This is a genomic window from Caldanaerobacter subterraneus subsp. tengcongensis MB4, assembly GCF_000007085.1.
Classification (GTDB): Bacteria; Bacillota; Thermoanaerobacteria; order Thermoanaerobacterales; family Thermoanaerobacteraceae; genus Thermoanaerobacter; species Thermoanaerobacter subterraneus.
Genome location: NC_003869.1, coordinates 2,305,006 through 2,322,676 on the forward strand (window position 1 = coordinate 2,305,006; position 17,671 = coordinate 2,322,676).

At 35.9% G+C, this 17,671-nt stretch carries 17 protein-coding genes and 1 pseudogene; 4 read left to right on the top strand and 14 right to left on the bottom strand.

What is annotated here, in order from left to right:
* Nucleotides 1–449: 449 nt before the first annotated feature.
* The 11 genes and pseudogenes from TTE_RS11545 to TTE_RS11595 all read right to left on the bottom strand — a co-directional run bounded on the left by TTE_RS11545 (nt 450) and on the right by TTE_RS11595 (nt 11,393).
* Nucleotides 450–1,217: pseudogene (locus tag TTE_RS11545) on the bottom strand (aminoglycoside N(3)-acetyltransferase).
* A gap of 17 nt (nt 1,218–1,234) precedes the next feature.
* Entirely contained in the window at nt 1,235–2,503 is a 1,269-nt protein-coding gene (locus TTE_RS11550; RefSeq protein ID WP_011026442.1) for a DUF4434 domain-containing protein, read from the bottom strand.
* Nucleotides 2,504–2,526: 23 nt separating this feature from the next.
* A complete protein-coding gene (locus tag TTE_RS11555) occupies nt 2,527–3,345 on the bottom strand; it encodes a carbohydrate ABC transporter permease (RefSeq protein WP_011026443.1) in 819 nt (272 codons plus the stop codon).
* Nucleotides 3,346–3,358: 13 nt separating this feature from the next.
* Entirely contained in the window at nt 3,359–4,090 is a 732-nt protein-coding gene (locus tag TTE_RS11560; protein WP_226990136.1) for a carbohydrate ABC transporter permease, read from the bottom strand.
* A 207-nt stretch (nt 4,091–4,297) separates the two neighbouring features.
* The gene (locus TTE_RS11565) at nt 4,298–5,605 is read right to left on the bottom strand and encodes an ABC transporter substrate-binding protein (protein WP_011026445.1); all 1,308 of its coding nucleotides are present in this window, start codon (nt 5,603–5,605) and stop codon (nt 4,298–4,300) included.
* A gap of 20 nt (nt 5,606–5,625) precedes the next feature.
* Nucleotides 5,626–6,516, bottom strand: coding sequence for an ROK family protein (locus TTE_RS11570; RefSeq protein ID WP_011026446.1), 891 nt, complete (start codon nt 6,514–6,516; stop codon nt 5,626–5,628).
* A 10-nt stretch (nt 6,517–6,526) separates the two neighbouring features.
* On the bottom strand, nt 6,527–7,384 hold the full coding sequence (locus tag TTE_RS11575) for a MurR/RpiR family transcriptional regulator (protein ID WP_011026447.1): 858 nt from the start codon (nt 7,382–7,384) through the stop codon (nt 6,527–6,529).
* Nucleotides 7,368–8,081, bottom strand: a complete 714-nt coding sequence (locus TTE_RS11580; protein WP_041587223.1) for an N-acetylmannosamine-6-phosphate 2-epimerase — start codon at nt 8,079–8,081, stop codon at nt 7,368–7,370. The genes TTE_RS11575 and TTE_RS11580 overlap by 17 nt, the downstream gene beginning before the upstream one ends.
* A 172-nt stretch (nt 8,082–8,253) precedes the next feature.
* Entirely contained in the window at nt 8,254–10,098 is a 1,845-nt protein-coding gene (locus TTE_RS11585) for a DUF4914 family protein (protein ID WP_050724096.1), read from the bottom strand.
* Between the two features lie 300 nt (nt 10,099–10,398).
* Nucleotides 10,399–10,737, bottom strand: coding sequence for a phage holin (locus TTE_RS11590; protein ID WP_011026451.1), 339 nt, complete (start codon nt 10,735–10,737; stop codon nt 10,399–10,401).
* Complete coding sequence (locus TTE_RS11595) at nt 10,734–11,393, bottom strand: N-acetylmuramoyl-L-alanine amidase family protein (protein WP_011026452.1); 660 nt, start codon at nt 11,391–11,393, stop codon at nt 10,734–10,736. Before TTE_RS11595 ends, TTE_RS11590 begins: the two co-directional genes overlap by 4 nt.
* Nucleotides 11,394–11,674: 281 nt before the next feature.
* On the opposite strand from TTE_RS11595, the gene TTE_RS11600 reads away from it, so the two are divergent.
* Entirely contained in the window at nt 11,675–12,163 is a 489-nt protein-coding gene (locus TTE_RS11600; protein ID WP_011026453.1) for a folate family ECF transporter S component, read from the top strand.
* A 58-nt stretch (nt 12,164–12,221) separates the two neighbouring features.
* Here the strand turns inward: TTE_RS11600 and TTE_RS11605 are convergent, their stop codons facing one another.
* Nucleotides 12,222–12,800, bottom strand: coding sequence for an adenosylcobinamide amidohydrolase (locus tag TTE_RS11605; protein WP_011026454.1), 579 nt, complete (start codon nt 12,798–12,800; stop codon nt 12,222–12,224).
* Nucleotides 12,801–12,864: 64 nt separating this feature from the next.
* Here TTE_RS11605 and TTE_RS11610 point away from each other — a divergent pair, with 64 nt between their 5' ends.
* The 3 genes from TTE_RS11610 (at nt 12,865) to TTE_RS11620 (ending at nt 16,330) form a co-directional block, all read left to right on the top strand.
* Nucleotides 12,865–13,860 carry a Gfo/Idh/MocA family protein gene (locus tag TTE_RS11610; RefSeq protein ID WP_011026455.1) on the top strand — a complete coding sequence of 332 codons (996 nt, stop codon included), beginning with the start codon at nt 12,865–12,867 and terminating at the stop codon, nt 13,858–13,860.
* A gap of 194 nt (nt 13,861–14,054) precedes the next feature.
* Nucleotides 14,055–15,377: a YecA family protein gene (locus tag TTE_RS11615; protein WP_011026456.1), complete on the top strand. Its 1,323-nt coding sequence runs from the start codon at nt 14,055–14,057 to the stop codon at nt 15,375–15,377.
* Nucleotides 15,378–15,625: 248 nt separating this feature from the next.
* Entirely contained in the window at nt 15,626–16,330 is a 705-nt protein-coding gene (locus TTE_RS11620; RefSeq protein ID WP_011026457.1) for a B3/B4 domain-containing protein, read from the top strand.
* Between the two features lie 38 nt (nt 16,331–16,368).
* Here TTE_RS11620 and TTE_RS11625 read toward each other — a convergent pair whose 3' ends face one another.
* A complete protein-coding gene (locus TTE_RS11625) occupies nt 16,369–17,295 on the bottom strand; it encodes a ComEC/Rec2 family competence protein (protein WP_011026458.1) in 927 nt (308 codons plus the stop codon).
* Nucleotides 17,296–17,301: 6 nt separating this feature from the next.
* Nucleotides 17,302–17,529 (bottom strand): DUF3006 domain-containing protein, encoded by a 228-nt coding sequence (locus tag TTE_RS11630; RefSeq protein WP_011026459.1) that lies wholly within the window; start codon nt 17,527–17,529, stop codon nt 17,302–17,304.
* Nucleotides 17,530–17,671: the final 142 nt, after the last annotated feature.

A 17,671-nucleotide genomic window follows, 5' to 3' on the forward strand; every position in this document is an offset into this window, starting at 1 on the left:
AATGTTGCAGCATATGAATCAGTTGAGTCATAATCATTAGTTGAAATTTCTACCAAACCATTATCTGTAATTTTATAATAATAATCATAAACTGTTCCAGTTAAACCATTGTAGTCATTTGCATTTAAGTGAGAAATATACCAATCTAAATATTTCTTTACTACTTCCTCATAACCCGGCACCTCTAAAATTCCTAATAATGCAATATTTGAAAAATAAGGTATCACTTTGTACTTATTGTCAGTTGCCAACTTATTCATCGGAATTGCTCCATTAGGTAATTGTATTTCCTTTAACCATTGAGCTTCTCCTTTCATTATGCTTTCAAGATCATAAGAACTAATATTTGCGGTATTTTCAGCAAAAACTTCTTTAACACTTACACCAAACCCTAATGTTAAAATAAGTACAAAGGAAATAATCTTTTTTACCATATATGAAACCTCCTTTTATTCTAATTTCTTAACCAAAAAATAATTATCTTTTCTCAATAATTCCACGGTAATTTCAAACATTTTGTCAGCCTCTATCAATCTGATTATTGAATTTCCTATCTTACCAATTCTCATTATCCCTTTTTCATAAAATATCCGGTCCAACTTATTGAAATCGGTGGGAGGTTTATTCCAGTCATGCAACCTGTTTCTTACAATAATTCTCTCTCCCTTATACCCAATCACATAAGCCTCTGTTATTTCCTTCTGTAAATGATACGGAACTCATGCTATTTCTTCACAAGAATGTATAGAAGTATTGCTCTCCTGAACCACACCAATAAGCATAATATACCCTTTTAGCAGAGCATTTTTGTAGTAAGGGCTGTTCTCATCGCAAGGAGATTTGGAATTCTCATGCCCTTCTGTCAATATTATCTTCTTTGCTCCTATGGCTGCTACCGAATGGGTAGGATGGAGAGACCTTATTGCCTCTTTTCTTAACCTAAAAGTCTCTGGAATTCTACCAGTCCAACAGGGTGTATGTCTCACATCAAACACTGGAGGATTTTCCTTTGAATCCGTAGGTTTTCCCGTCAGAGTCGGTACCATAACAGTCCCCTCATCCCCCACACTTTTAAGAAGCGCATCAATTACTGTATCAGCTCCGCCCTCCACATAACCAAAACTTTTAAGTGAACTGTGAACTAAAACGATATCTCCATTTTTTAAACCTAAATCCCTAAAGCCCGAAATTAAATCTTCTTCTCTTATTACTGGCATATTATTTCCTTTCCTTCCTACTCATTTTTTTCTATCACACTTCTGTAATACTCATAATACCCTGTATAAAGCTCTCGAGTTTTCTCTCCTCCCAGCTCATATTTAAAATCAGGAGAGTTCATTATACCCGTGTATTGATACCCGTAAATCTGTTCCACATCGTCGTACATCCTTATTTCTTTTATAAGCTCTTCTGTGGATTTCGGTACCAGTCCATTATCTAAAGGCCAAGCAAACATCTCCATATCCACCCAAAAATGCGTGCCGCATGCATTGCAAATCTCTGAAATTTCTTTTATATTTAAGTATTCAGGGTCCCTTGCAAAAGCAAAAGGTATGAGTATATCGACATTTACAAGTATTTCTTTCCATTCTTTCTCAAATTCATGAAATCTTATGTTATTAGGTGCCAGTGCCACTGGCTTGGTGGGGGTTAATTTCCTCACAAAAGATGTGTAATCTTCAAAGAAATTTACAATATTTTTGTAGTCCGAACCTTTCAGATAAGGGTACTCATAATACAAAGAACCAAACATCTCTTCAGATATATACCATCCATACAGAGATTTATGATGCCCATACATTTCAAATAGCTCTTCTGTAATTCTCTTATGCCATTTTAAAGATTCTTCTGAAAAATCAAACCAAGCAAAAAGTCCAACTCCAAGAAAAACGTTCATCTCGCACTCATCAGCCGCAGAGAAAATCGCCTCCACTGGATCTTTTGCAGCAATATCAAACCTTTCAGGATAAATCTTAGAAGGGTAAAAGGCTTTTCCCCTGTAAGTCTCTACAGTCATATTATGCTGCCCTGCATATTCATTACAGTAAAACAGGTTCTGTATAATCACACCTTTAATCCCTACTCTGTTCATATCGTGAATCTTCTCTTTCCAGTCTTCATCTGTGAGCCTTCGCAGGTCCTTATTAAACCACCTCGCCTCATCTTCGCTCCAGTGGTAAACGCTCACCCAGCACCCATCAATTAAAGTAGTAGATCTACAGGAAGAGTCTATTACTTCATAGGGTTTCTTTGAAGAATAAACTAGTTTCCTTTTCTTGTCAAAAAACTCAAAAATCAAGTCAAATCTTCCACTTAACTCTTTAAATGAAGGAAAAACCTTATTAATACCTTTATTTATCTCATATTCAAACTTGTTAATTATTTTGTCTTCTTTTTGTAAAGTCAAAACCATTTTAACCTCACCATCTGAATATATCCGCACCTCTGGGGTTACTTGATTGGAAACTCTATAGGCTGGTATTACAGTAATTTCCAGGTTCACAAAAGTCCCTCCTTTCCTAAATTTTATCCTTTTATTGCACCTGCTGTAATTCCTTTTATTATATACTTCTGTAAGACAAGGTATACTAATATAATGGGCAAAGTAGTAATAACATTTGCAGCCATAAGTAATTCATATTGAGTAAAATACTGCCCCTGAAACACAACCAACCCCTGCTGAATGGGCATAAGATTTGGATTCGTAAAATTAACTGCCGCCAGGATATATTCATTCCATGCAGAAAGTGTATTGAATATTATTATTGTAGAGATAGCCGGCATAGCTAAAGGAAACATAATTTTATAGTAAATCTGAAATTTATTACACCCATCCATAATAGCCGCTTCTTCCAGCTCTTTTGGAATTTCTTCAAAAAATCCCTTGAGTATAAATATGGCCACTGCTAAACCTGAATTAATCATTGGCAATATATATCCTATTCTCGTGTTTTGTATTCCTAATTTCACTAAAAGTACATATAATGGAATAAAAGATCCGGGAATTGGTATCATCATAAACACCAAAAAAGCATAATAGAACAGATTCTTAAGTGGAAAATCTAGTCTAGCAAAGCCATAAGCTGCAAGTGTGGAGACTATTACAACTCCCGCCACAATAGCAATTGTGTATATTACACTGTTTAGAAAATATATAGAAAAATTGCCTTCAGTCCAAGCTTTGACATAGTTATCGAAATTCCAGTGTGAGGGAATAAGACTTCTGCTTGTATACACTTCCGATCGAGTTTTCAGAGAAGTAGAAAACATCCATACTAAAGGAAACAAACATGTGACTGATATGAGTATCAAAAATAATTGAATTAAAACAGTTTTTACTTTCATAAAGCACACCTCTTCATTCTTCTCTACGCAGTTTTATCTGAATCAAAGAAATGATCAAAAGCATTAATCCCAGGATAACAGATAAAGCAGTGGCATATCCAAATCTATAACTGCTAAATGCTTCCTTGTAAATCCTTAAGGCAGGAACTTCTGTCTCAAACCCTGGGCCTCCATTTGTAAGGGCAAGAACTAGAGTAAGAAGCTGCATTGCTCCTAAAATTGTTAAAATTGAAACTATTGTATAAGTTTTAGATAAAAGTGGTAATGTTATCCACCTAAACTGTTCCCAAGCTGATGCCCCATCAACTTTAGCTGCTTCGTAAAGCTCCTGTGGAATTCCCTGCAATCCTGCAAGAAATATTATGAATGACCCTCCAAATCCCTGCCAAATTGAAGCTATTGCAACAGATAATAATGCCGTTTTTACGTCGCTTAACCAAGCATGTTTTAGGAAACCTAAATGCAAATATTCAAGTATTGCATTTAATATTCCATACGTTGGGTCATATATCCATTTCCATATATATCCAACAACTATGCCAGATAAAATTGGGGGTATATAGAAAATAACCCTATACACACTTGCTCCTCTGATGTCATTGTTAACTAAAATAGCCAGAAACAGAGCCAGTGAATTCATAAAAATCAGCGCAAGAACCGCAAGATAAAATCCATTATATACAGCTTTCCACCAAACTTTATCCGAAAATGCAGTAATATAATTTTGAAGTCCCACAAAATTCATCGTCGGAGCAATTCCATTCCAATCAAAAAAACTCAGTTGAAAAGTTTTATAAAGTGGGTATATACTAAAAGTGATGAAAAATGCTACTGCAGGTAGCACAAAAAGCATATTGCTCAGTCGCGATAGAACATGGCTTTTTCTCATATTCTATTACCTCACTTCAAAGCCAAGGCATAACCACCCTATGAGGTTATACCTTGGCATTTTTTATTTATTTGCTTCATCCATTTCTTTTACAACCTCAGGAGGTGTCTTTTGCCCCATTACTATCATTTGTATGCCTTTGCCTAATACTTCTTCAGCCCTTGGATTTTTTATAGGTGGCATACCCGGATTAACTTTATCCATCTCTTTTGCAAAGGCAGCTGTTTGTGGCAATAATTTGTTAGGATCTATTGCATCTTTGTTAGCTGGTAAATTAAAGCTTTCATTAGCGTATTTAATTTGCTGATCTTTTTCTGTTAACCAAACCAAAAAATCTACGGTTTCTTTTAAGTGTTTAGAATCTTTATTTACCACAAAATAAGCTCCTATACCACCCGGTATCAATGCGGGATAAGATGCTCTATCGTCTTTTGGTGGGAAAAATACTCCATAATCTTTAAAGTTGGGATTCATCGAATTAAATACCCCAATTGCCCAAGAACCATCAAATATCATGGCTATTTGACCATTGACAAACATTTGCTCAGCCGTTGGCAAATCCATTGTCGCTACTCCTTCTGCAAACATTTTTGCATCTCTCATTTCCACAAGTAAATTGAGAACTTTCTCAAAACCAGCTTCTTTAAATGTAATCTGGCCAGCCCTAGCTTCTTTTAATTTATCAGGTCCTAAATATGCCCATTCATAGGGTTCAAGTAGTGAAAATCCTACCCAAGTACCAATACCTGTAGCAAATGGCGTAATACCCGCTTCTTTTAATTTTTTCCCATATTCCAAAAATTCGTTCCATGTTTTGGGGGGATTATCGGGATCAAGTCCAGCTTTTTTAAACAATTCTTTGTTATATAAAAACTGCATATTGTTTACATCCAATGGTATTCCATAGGTCCCCGGCGGCACATTAAATCCATCACCTTGAGTAAAGCTTATCTGATCCAGTACATTTTGAGGAAATTTATTGCGCCAATTGCCAAAATTAGGAATTAAATCATTTACCTTTGCCACATATCCTCCTTCTATCAATTTGGAAAGAGCGGGCTTAAGTCCAACTCCAGTCCATGCATCTGGCAAAGTCTTTGCTTGAGCTGCTGCTTGAATCTTTGAGCCCATTTGGTCACCACTATATAATTGAAAATCCACATGAACTCCTGTCTTCTTTTCATACTCTTGAGCAAATTCTTTCATAAGTTTATCTCTGTCATTCAAGTAATGCCAGATAGTGATAGTTACTTTTTCTCCCTGCTTTTGAGCAGATGGTTCTGTTTGAGGTTTACTACATCCACTTATCAATGTGAAAATCAACATAACAGATATAAAGATGGAAACTAATTTTGAGATTCTTTTTGCCATTTTCTAAAAACCTCCTTTTATTAATTATTTTTGCTGAGATAGTCAATTATCAATTTCGCAGCACCCACCATTGTGGCTTTATTTTCTAGCTGTGCGGGTGTTATACTTGCCCTGTTTTCTAGAGTCTTCTTTAATTTATCCCACCATACCCTCTTTGCTCCTATCACCCCTCCCCCTATTATGAATATTTCAGGATCTAAGAGGTTTTTTAAACTCAAAATTGCTATTGAAAGAGAATTTACAAAATCGTTTACAATTTCTAGAGCCATCTTATCGCCTTTTTCGGCCAGTAAAAATACCTCTTCAGCTCCTGCAATCTTCTTTTCCTTTGAAACTTCACTGTATGTCCTGGCTATAGCTGTCCCAGAAACGTACTGCTCCAGACAACCTCTCTGGCCACAGTTACATTGCCTACCCTTAGGGTATAAAATCATGTGTCCGATCTCGCCAGCACTCCAGCTCCCCCCTCTTATCACCTCCCCATTATAAACAATAGCGCCTCCAACACCTGTACCTATCGCTATCATCACTATATCTTTATACCCTCGACCTGCTCCTTGCCATATCTCCCCAATTACTGCAGCATTTACATCATTATCTGCTATTACTGGAATTTTATACCTATCCTCCAATAGCTGCTTTAAATTGCATCCTGTCCAACCTGGTAAATTATCTGTCGCATACTCTACAATCCCCTCTTTAAAGTTTATCCTACCTGCAGAACCTATCCCTATCCCTTTCACATCTTTGTCAATTAGTTTATCTATAGCGATAAAGAGATTTTCAAGAATTTTCTCTCTTCCCAGATGTGCTTTGGTATACACTAAAGTCTCTTCCAATAAGTTTCCTCTTTCGTCAATCAAGCCCCCAAGTATTTTTGTACCACCTATATCAACACCTATTACTTTCATATACAATCACCTAGTACAATTTTTCTAAAACAGCTTTTGCAGTCTTATTAAGCTCCTGTACGGCTTTGTCCTTAAGCTTTACTGCCACTGCAGTATACAAAATATCTAGAATATGAAGCTGTGCTATTTTTGAGGTTAAAGCACCACTTCGCAACGGGGTTTCTTTTGCAGAAGTAAGTAAGACAATATCTGCAACGGAAGTAATTGGAGATCTAGCATAATTCGTTATAGCGATCACCCTGGCACCAGCTTCTTTTGCCAATCTACAAGTCTCAACTGTATCTTTCGTGCTCCCTGAAAAAGATATGCCTACAGCTACATCTTTATCTGTAAGACTTACCGCAGAAATAGCCTGAATATGTGCATCTAGATTGGCATCTACGTTTAATCCAAGCCTCATAAATTTGTATTTAGCATCTAATGCTGTATAGCCAGATGCTCCTACACCATAAAACTGAATTTTTCTGGCATTAATTATTGCATCAACTGCTTTTTCCAGTTCGCTCATTGAAAGCAGTTTGACTGTATTAGAAATAGCCAAGGTATTTTCTGTAGTTATTTTCTGTACTAATACATCAAGAGGATCATTAAATGAAATGTTTTCATGTATGCTTGTCTCTGGCTCGGCAATTTCTTTGGCAAGGTTTAACTTGAATTCCTGAAAGCCCGAAAGTCCTATACGTCTGCAAAACCTTACAATAGTTGTTTCCCCTGTACCACATTTTTCAGCCAATTCTGTAATCGAAAGGTATATAACGCTTTCAGCATTTTCCAGCACATAATCTGCCACTTTTTTCTCCGCATTTGTGAGAGAGTTATATATACTTTGTATTTTTAATATTACATTGCCATTATTTTGCTCTGACATTTGAATATCTCCTCTCCTTAATGAAAGTCACAAACCTTCTTGTGATCTCATGAGGACGGGTAATAGCAGTACCTACAACAACTGCATACGCTCCTTTTTCTAAGGCTTTTACAGCTTCCTCCGGAGTCCATATTCTACCTTCTGCTATTATTGGGACATTTACCTTTCTCGCCAATCTTTCTATTAACTCATAATCTGGGCCTTCCAATTCCGGACTATATTCTGTATAACCTGATAATGTAGTGGAGATTAGATCAAAACCCAGCTTTTCCGCCTCTATACCTTCCTCGTATGTTGAAATATCTGCCATAACCAATATTTTTGGATATTTCTCCTTTATCCTTTTTAAAAACTCTCCCGTTGTTAAACCACCCGGCTTATAAGCTTTAGTAGCATCAATTGCAACAATATCTGCTCCTGCTTCTATAACTTTATCCACTTCTTCCATTGTTGGAGTTATATAAGGGGCATATCCTTCGTATCTTTTCTTTATAAGCCCTATTACTGGAATACTTACCTCTTTCTTTATTGCAACAATATCCTCATAACCATTTGCTCTAATTGCTACTGCCCCTCCAATCTCCGCAGCTTTAGCCATCTTCGCCATGATAAATGGACTATGGAGAGGTTCACCTTCTAAAGCTTGACATGAGACTATTAAGCCGTTTTCTAATTTTTGTATTATATCCATCTGCATCCCTCTTTGTTTTTAAATTTCTTTTTGCTTTGTTTTCTATTAAATTATATTCGACGTAAAATGAAAAATTCCTTCTTTTAAAATATAAAAAAAGAAAAATTTTTTTATGAGAAATGTATGTCCTACCAATACAACAAAAAGAGCCCATACAACTTAGTACAGGCTCTTTTAATTATCTATAATCTCCCAAAAGTTTTATATAATCCTCTAAAGTTCCATCCTCCAAACAGGTCTCTATGATTTTTCTGCCGAGAGGATTAAGCTCTGGAACTAAGAATTTCTTTAATTCTCTCTTAAAAAATTCATTTAAAATCTGTGCTCCTTTATCATACCCCTCATCCCCGACTTCGGGCTGTCTGTTCACTTGCAGTAATTCCTTCGGTATAAAGTTTCCATTTATTTTAAGGGTGTTTAGGGCATATCCTAAAAGGCTACTTCTCGCCGGCGTAATTTGGTCTGGTCTAAATCTTACACTTCCTCTTCTTGCAAGATATTCACGAGCTATCCATTCGGGCATAAACCCTACTTTCCACACCCCTATATATTGGTTTGGAACGAGAATATACCTTGTGCCAGGAGTGTTTATAATCTGTTCTAACAAAAGATTTGCGTGAGTAACCATCTTTCCCGTAGCAAAGGGCCAGTAAGACCCTACCCCTTCACTCTCCAATCCTTCTGCACCAACAATGCTCGGGTTTGCATGGCCTCTCGGCGCAACCAGTCTCCACAGCCAGGCAAGCGCAGGCGGAAGCAGGTGAACCATTCCTATTATGCCGTAAGAAGGTTTCTCTCTGGAAGTAGGAGGAGTTCTAACACCAAAGCTTCTTATGTCTACTTCTACAGGCTCGTCAACTACATTAGGCATAAATCTCCTCGGCATTATAACCCTGGGGTTAGGACAGGGCTTGCCAGGAGCGTCCATAATATGTTCCCATATGAGGCAGGTAGATTTAGGAACGCCGTCAATATTCAAGAAAATCAAAGGCTCTGGCGGATATATGCATAATTTTTCAAAATGGGGATCTGTTCCATACTCATTTATATGATCTACTCGTATAAACCAACCCTTTTCTGCGTCCTTTATAACTAGTTTTTTTCCCTGCTGTAGGGCTGGATGACACAAAGCCATATCGTCTGTAATTGGCTGTAGCTCGCAAGCCTCTTTTAAATCCACATAAATCTCTTCCCCTGTAACGATATTTTTTGCCACCTTTATGCGCCCATCCGGTTCTCTGTGAATTTGCTCTAACATTTCACTTTTTCCGCCGCCACTTGCTCCTTCATGCATTATAGTCAGTATATTATCATAAGGAGTAATCACCCTTACAGCTGAAGCATGGGCAGTAATCCAACCCTCTTTTTCTCCAATTGTGAGAAGCACTCCGTATATTCCCTTCTTAGCGCTCGGACCAAGGTACAAATTATATGAAAAAAGTTCGTGTAAATTTTTCAATCGGTTGTGCACAACGACCTGTTTTCCGTTAAAATGAGTATGTCTAAAAGGAGGAGCTAAATATACTATGGCTCTCGGTGTAAAACCCTCAGGAATTTCATTTGCTGGAATAAAACCCTGTATATCAGCTAAAGCTGTAGCAAAAAAACCTGCATTTTCTGGAGCAATTAAAAGGGAAGGATAGCCCAGTTCTTCACCACCGGACATAAAAGGCATGACAATTAATTTTTGGCCTTTTAACCACTCAAAAGTCTCTTTGCGCAATGTATCAAAATCATAGCCATACCTATCTTTAAAGCGCGGCTTATCTGTCTCTCCTTCATCCGCTACAACAAGACAATCAGGTTCTCTTCTTCTCATGTAAGGTTCCGGAAAGTTGACAGCCAAACCATTTTTGCATTTGGCAACTGTACCTTCTAATACTCTCCCCTTCCCAGGGACTTCATATACTATTTCGAACCAGTCTTCTTTTCCCCCCATAGAAATCTCTAAGAGGTGATTTCGACTCTCTGGAATTGTAATCGATGAAGCTTTTTCTATTATCTCTCTGACTTCTTGTGGCAAATTTACTCTATTTAGAAAATAATCAACCGCTTCCTCCGCCTTTGTGACTGTAATCCCCACTTATACCACCTCACAGCATTAAGTATAAGAGTATTATACAATATTTTTGTCAAAATTGCAATTTCAAAATTTAATTTTGCAAAATATCCATAAATAAAAGGTTATCTCTACACATGTGTCTGTAATATTCGTACATTTCCTCTGTAATCTTTTACATTGGTGAAAGTTGTTTATCTTAAACTTGCAATTAAATTAGTACCAGCTACTAAAAAAATAGCACCCCTTCAAAGGGTGCCCACTTTACTCACTTTTTTGAAGCTCTTTCTGAAGACCTTTTAGCTTTAAAACGTAATTCATTTCAAAGACTGCAGCTTCTATTAATTTATCTATCTCTTCATCAGTAAGCTTATTCCCAATGACTTTTTTCAAAAGTTTAAAAACCTGTTCTTTCTTAATAGGACCATTGCCTGAACCTACTTGCTGTTCAACAGCCTGCACAAAAGCCTTCGCTATTTCATAATACCTTTTTAATTTTTCCATTCCTATTTTTGTGCTCAAATAGTCAATAAGATAACCTAACACGACCATTACAAGAAGCTGTATTCCTGCTGTTAAAATAGTCATTATCAATTCTTTCATTTCATTCCCTCCAATACTTTTATTATTACAGAAGCAAACTCGCCCCATGTGACATAACTTTTCGTGTCATGAATTTTATCAATAATTCCTTTCATCTTTAATTTTTGTATAGCCATTTCTTCTCCTGTAAATGTCGTTTTTAGGAAATTCTCAAGCCCTCTTGATATAGCTTCTGCAAAAAGTTCATCTTTTTCTAAAAGCAATTTTAGGTCATGAGGGTTTGACATAAAGGCAAGTTCTACTAGGATAGCTGGCATGTCAGTGTACTTTAATACATAAAATTTTTCATACTTTACCCCTCTGTCTTTTGTCCCAAGCATTTTTACTATTTCATTTTGGACATATTGAGCCAAGTTTCTCCCATCTACACTACCAGGGTAAGCATAAGTCTCTGTACCACTTGCTGAAGGATCTTGAAAGCTATTGCAGTGAATGGAGATGAAATAGTTCGCATGAGCTTTGTTTGCTATATCGCATCTTTGTTGAAGGTCTACTGTTTTATCCTTATCCCTTGTCATTATAACATCTATGCCGTTTTTAGTAAGAATATCCCTGAGTTTTAAAGCCACATTTAAATTTATGTCTTTCTCTTTGTAGCCATCTACAACAGCCCCAGGGTCTTTCCCTCCATGCCCCGGATCTACAGCTATTAACAAATTCTCCACCACCTTCAATTTTTCTCTTTTATTCTATGATATACTATGCAAGAAAAATTTACAAGTTTTATGGATAATTTTTACTTCATTCTGTAAAATTGTCTATGAAAACTTAACAAAACTTTATACAATCAAGAGAAAAAATAGTGTAAAATTTTGTGCATTTCCCCAAAGTAAAATTTGATTTTTATGCTATAATTATCTCATGTAAATCAAATTCTGGCAGAATAGGTGTCCCGCGTTAAGTGACAGAGGATGGGGCATTAAAGGGGAGGTTTTTTATGAAAAAATTTACTACAAGAGAAATTGCATTTCTTGCCTTGCTAGTAGCGCTAAACATTGTGCTCACGCGAATAGCCAGCATAAGGATAGCGATTGGAGGTGTGGAAGGAATAAGGATAGGCTTTGGAGCTTTTCCTGTAATTTTTTCAGGAATAGCATTTGGCCCCTATGCCGGAGGTATTGTAGGAGCATTGGGAGATATCATTGGCTATTTTATAAACCCAATGGGCCCTTACATGCCCCATTTCACTTTTACCGCTGCCCTTGTAGGAATTCTTCCTCCATTGTTTTTAAAGCCTTTTAAGGCGCAAATCCCCACTTTCTGGCAGCTTGTTATAGCGATAGGCTTAGGGCAGACCATCTCTTCTATTATACTCACGCCCTATTTCATTCAAATGCTCTTTCATCTGCCAATGAAAATAACCGTTCCCCCAAGAATTGTAACACAAGCTATTCAAGTTCCTCTCTATGCCTTTTTACTGAAATAATACTGAAAAAATTCCACCTAGCCTTTTCCTCAAAATTTTAAGCGGGGTTCCCCCGCTTTTAATCTTTTAGACTTCTTTTCACTCCTTCTTTTACCGCTTCCCATATGAACTTGCCAAGAGTACTCTCTGGACCTGCGTATTCATAAAATTTACTGCAATTTCTATCCCTAACTACTACCACTGCATCAGTGCTTGTCCCAGTAAAGTCATACCCTAATTCGAGAAGCGCCATACTCTTTGCCTCTGTAGCTGTGATTATAGCATTTATAAGGGCACTGTCTTGCAAATTCGCTTCTAAGTGTAGTATAATATTGATGGTTCCTGCGTTTATTTTCTGGTTATGGTTTTTAATACCAGCAGTTATAAATGCTGTAACTTCATTTCTCTTAACAACTCTCAATCTTTCCATAGAGACAGCCGTTATAAGTCCAAAGTACTTTCCTTCTATCCCATTATCTTGCGCAACTTTTTTGACATACTCTTTTGGATTCAATTTATCAAATTCGTCCAGCACCTTCTCAGGAATTGTATGATTAAATACAAAATCTACTTCTCCAAAACCTCCTAAGATTCCTGAACTTAAGCCATAAAAATTCCCTTTTATTATCACTATATCAGGCTTTATTATTGTTTCCATTTACATCCCTCACCAAGTTTAATTTCTAAAGATAATTATATCATTTTGAATTGGAGGGATACATATGGTCAAAGTAGCTGCTGTAGGCTATGGGGCTTTCGGAAGCTTTGTACTAAGGTCCATATCAAAAATACCAAATATAGAAATATACGGGGTATCGGGTGTAAATACCGAAAAACTAAAAAATTTTGCTCAAAGTATGAACATCCCCAACTGGACCACCGACTGGCAGACACTCGTATCGGACCCGCAGGTGAACGTGGTCCTTGTCTTAACTCCACCTGATTCTCACCACAGCATTGCCGTAGCAGCAGCTAAAAATAAAAAGCATTTATTTATAGAAAAACCTCTAGCTTTAAGTCTTAAGCAAGCTGACGAAATAATCTCAGAAGTAGAAAAGGCAGGCGTAAAAGCCGTAGTAGACTATATAATGCGCTATCATCAACTTTACTATAAATTGAAAAACTGCATAAAAGAAAATCCCGATATGGGCAAGGTTAAAAAAGTATGGTTTTACAATTTTGCCAGCAGTGAAGGCCTGGGCCCTGACCACTGGTTCTGGAAAGAAGAAAAAAGCGGAGGAGTACTTGTAGAACACGGGGGACATTTTTACGATTTGTTCTCCTGGCTTTTAGAGGACACTCCAGAGCCTGTAGCCACTTTTGGCCATGACCCTTATGAAGACATGAGCATTGTGTACTTTCCCCAAATAGATGCTTATGGAGAATTCTATCACTGTTTTGACAAACCTGGATTACTTGAAAAAAATTTTGGAGGAATCGCTTTTGAAAAGGGATATATAACCTTTGAGGGATGGCTCCCACTTTCTTTTAAGCTCGAAAAAATTGAAGAAGGACAAGTTATCACTAAAGAATACAAATTAAAAAGAGAAAAAAATGAAGTTTTCTCTGAACTTGTCCAAAAAGCTTTCCAAGACCTTCTAAAAGCCATTGAAAATCCCCAGCATGAAGTAAGTACAAGTCTTTATATAGCCAGAAAAGCCTTAGAAGTTTCTCTAAAAGCAAAATCGCTCAAACGCATTTCCTTATATAAGGAGTAGAGAATTTCATATCCTATTGTCCTTATTTTTTTCACTTTGACATATAGTTTTAAAATATTGTTGCTCATGTAATCCAGTTATAAAAATTAAGTTAAACTTCTAACAGAAAATGATTGGACTTTTGGAGCTACATAAGTTAAAATAAAAACAGATAAATTAGTGATTTAATCTATCAATTTGGAGAGGGGCTGAAAATGAAAATATTTAATATTGGAAGAAATGACGAATGCATATGCGGAAGCGGGAAAAAATATAAAAAATGTTGTATGTCAAGAGTTGAAGAACTTGAAGTAAAACTTTCAAATTATCTTGGAAAAGATGCAGTAATTTCCCGCGAAGGCAAAGAATTTATAAAAATTTTGAGCATCTTGTACGGTATTAAATTAAACAAAAATGAAAAATACTTCAATGGGGAAAAATTATTGAAGTTAGTAGATGAAGCATGGATGGAAGAAGAAGATTACTCTGAAGATGACGTAATAACTTTTTTCCAGCAGATGACAAACTTTATATTTGAAGACAAAAGGTTAAAATACTTGAGAATACCCGGCAGGTTGTTTGTTGAATTTACTTTTAATGAAAATGAAGAAGAAAAAATAGACAATTTAATGCTGGAGCTTCACGACCAATACATAATAGAAAACTATCTTTTAGAAATTTCATATGCTTTGCAAAACTATGACTTTACCGACGAAGAATTAAAAAATTTGTTCCATTTAATAAGCCTTTCCATTACAGATGAATATCATTCATTTTTGAGGGTAATTGTAGGTGCTACAATGCTGGAAATATCTAAAGCTTTTGAAGAAATTGCTAAAATAGATAACGAGGAAAAAAGAAAGGAAAAATTCTTTGAAATAGCTTCTCAATATATTTCTTTCAACGAGTATATAACTGCCAAAATGAGTGATTTAATCGAGGAGAATTGGAATAAAATTATCAAAGAACCTTTGGATCTGCCCTTTTTCACTGTATATTTGTTTTACCTTAAATTTTTATCAAAAACGCTCTCAATATTCACCACAAAAAACTTACCTTTTAGTTTAGTTGTTAATTTTTTAGTTGATACTTTAGATGAAATATTAGCCGAACCGGTTGTTTTTGAAAAATCTTTAATAAGTATTATTGACAGTTTGTACACCAAAGCCCAGCAAACTGAAAATGATGAATTAAAAAAGAGCTTTGAAATTACAGGTGAGCTACTAACTTTGCCTCCAAACGCGGAAAATTTTAAAGTATTCAAAAATCTCTTTTCTTCTAATATTTTAAGGTACGTAGCTGAGTTCCCACACAAGATTGAAGAAATTGACGAAACTGTAGAAATTGAAAAACTAATCTCTGATGAATTTTTTAACAAATATGTTTCTTACTTAGAAAATAACCAAATGACTGAAGAAAGGGATTTACTAAAAGAAGCTTATAAGAAATTGAAAGAAAATATACAAAATCTGAGTAATTCGCAAGAAATTATTTTAGAAAAAATAAAAGGCCTAATTAGAGGGGAACTGCCTCTTTGATGGATCACGCAGTTCCCTTTTAATTTAATACCTCCCCAAAATAACAGATTAGTTTTTATGTGGGATATTCACATTTTTATTTTTTACACAAGAAGGATTATTTCATTCTATGTCGTATATTCACATTAAAGCAATAAAGCAAATCTTATCTCTCACAACGAGGTAAAAAACAAATGAGAAATAAAGAAGATAAAAACAATGTATTTCTTGCTACACTAAGTGCTAATTTGTAAAGGAGAGAATAAAAAGTGAAATTCATAATTGAGGAGGAAGTATTTAAGGTTTTGCCTAATGTTTGTTTTGGCGTAATTGTAGCAAAGGGAGTAGACAATCATGGAACAAATGATGAAATCCTTGCATTACTTGACGAAAGTATTAAACTTACGATAGAAAAATTTTCAGGTGCTAATATAAAAGAACACCCAGATATTCTTTGTTATAGAGAGGCTTTTAAGAAGTTAGGAATGAATCCTAATAAATTCCCTTGTTCTGTAGAAGCTTTAACAACACGTGTCCTAAAAAACGGGCAAATCCCTGCTATTAACAATGTAGTAAATCTCGTGAATGCCATGTCCTTAAAATACACTCTTCCAATTGGAGCCCATGACCTTAAAAAGGCAGAGGGAAATCTTAAAGTGGGTTTTACAAAAGGAGGAGAACCTTTTGTGCCCTTTGGCCAAACTGAGCCCGAATATGTAGAAAAAGGGGAACTGGTATATGCTGACGAAAAAATGATAAAAACTCGCAGGTGGATCTGGCGCCAATCAGAAATTGGAAAAATAACTGAGGAAAGCACCGATATTTTCATCCCTATAGATGGCTTTACAGATTGCAATAAAGATGCTGTTTTAAAAGCAAGAGATGAAATAGCTGAATATTTTGAAAAATTTTTTGGCACCAAAACATCAGCATTTTTCCTTGACTCGAGCAATCCTTCCATAGAAATAGGCTAAATCCTATTAATATTTTATAAACTATTTTACGCTATACCCTATTTGATTCTAAAAAAAGATACTGTCTTTCCATCACTTACTGCCACAATTGTGCCACATTCATCTGTCCTGTATACGGTTATCCCCAACTCACTTAATTTTTCCAGAGTCTCTCCGTGGGGATGGCCGTATTCATTATTTTTCCCGCAAGAGATAACTGCATATTTGGGCCTCACTTCTTTCAGAAAACTCCATGAAGAAGATGAAGAACTTCCATGATGCCCTACTTTTAGTACGTCCGCCTTTAAATTATAGTTTTCGTTAAGCATTTCTCTTTCCGATTCTTTTTCTGCATCACCCGTAAATAGAAATGCAGTATCCCCATAAGTTATTTTTATAACTGCACTGTAGTTATTTAAATCTTCATAGTAAGAGCTGTTTGGAGCAAGCATTTTAGCCTCTATTTCCGTTCCTAAATAAAGTGTTACCCCTGCCTTTGCCACGTATATTGGCAATTTTTTTGCTTTTGCCGCTTTTAATACATTCTCAAATGCGCTAGTAGTCGTAGTTACTTTTGGCATATAAAATTTACCTATATCAAAATTTTGAATTACTTCCGGAAGCCCCCCTATGTGGTCAGTGTGAGGGTGCGTGCCCACCAATACATCTATCTTCCTTACGCCCTGCTTTTTTATATAATTAACCACCCTTTCCCCCATCTCAGGAGTACCAGCATCTATTAGCATTGTCTTGTCAGAAGGGGTTTTTATAAATATGCTGTCTCCCTGCCCCACATCTATGAAACTGACAACCAGTTTGGAGGATAAATCTTCACTTGAAATTGCTGGCAATTGGCAATTGTCGGTAATTGAGTCATAAGATTTCTGAGCATTTGAAAACTCACTGTGTGGAAAAGACGTACATCCTGAAAAAGTAAATATTAAAAGCATTACTGTAAAAAGTGCTGCTACCTTTAGTCTAAACATGTGCTACTATTCCTCCTCTGTAAAAAGCTCATCTGCAAGCTTTTCAATCCTTTCCTTCTTTCTTTTTGTCTCTTCTTCATCTACCATAACTTCAAATTTAATTACATCTCCTTCCTTTACGTTTAATGGAAGAAGAACTTTTGGAAAATTAAAGGTTTTATTTTTATACTCTATTACTGCCCATTCCTCTTCAAACCGATCTACTATACAATATTTAGAATTTTCATCACACACGTTTATCCCTCCATATTACACTAAATAATTTACTGACACTAGTTCTGTTTGAGTGTAGAGAAAAAAGTGAAAAATTTCTTGTGACCACATAGATTTTTCTATAATAATTATAAACTCCTGTCTCACTTAATTCAAAGGCAGA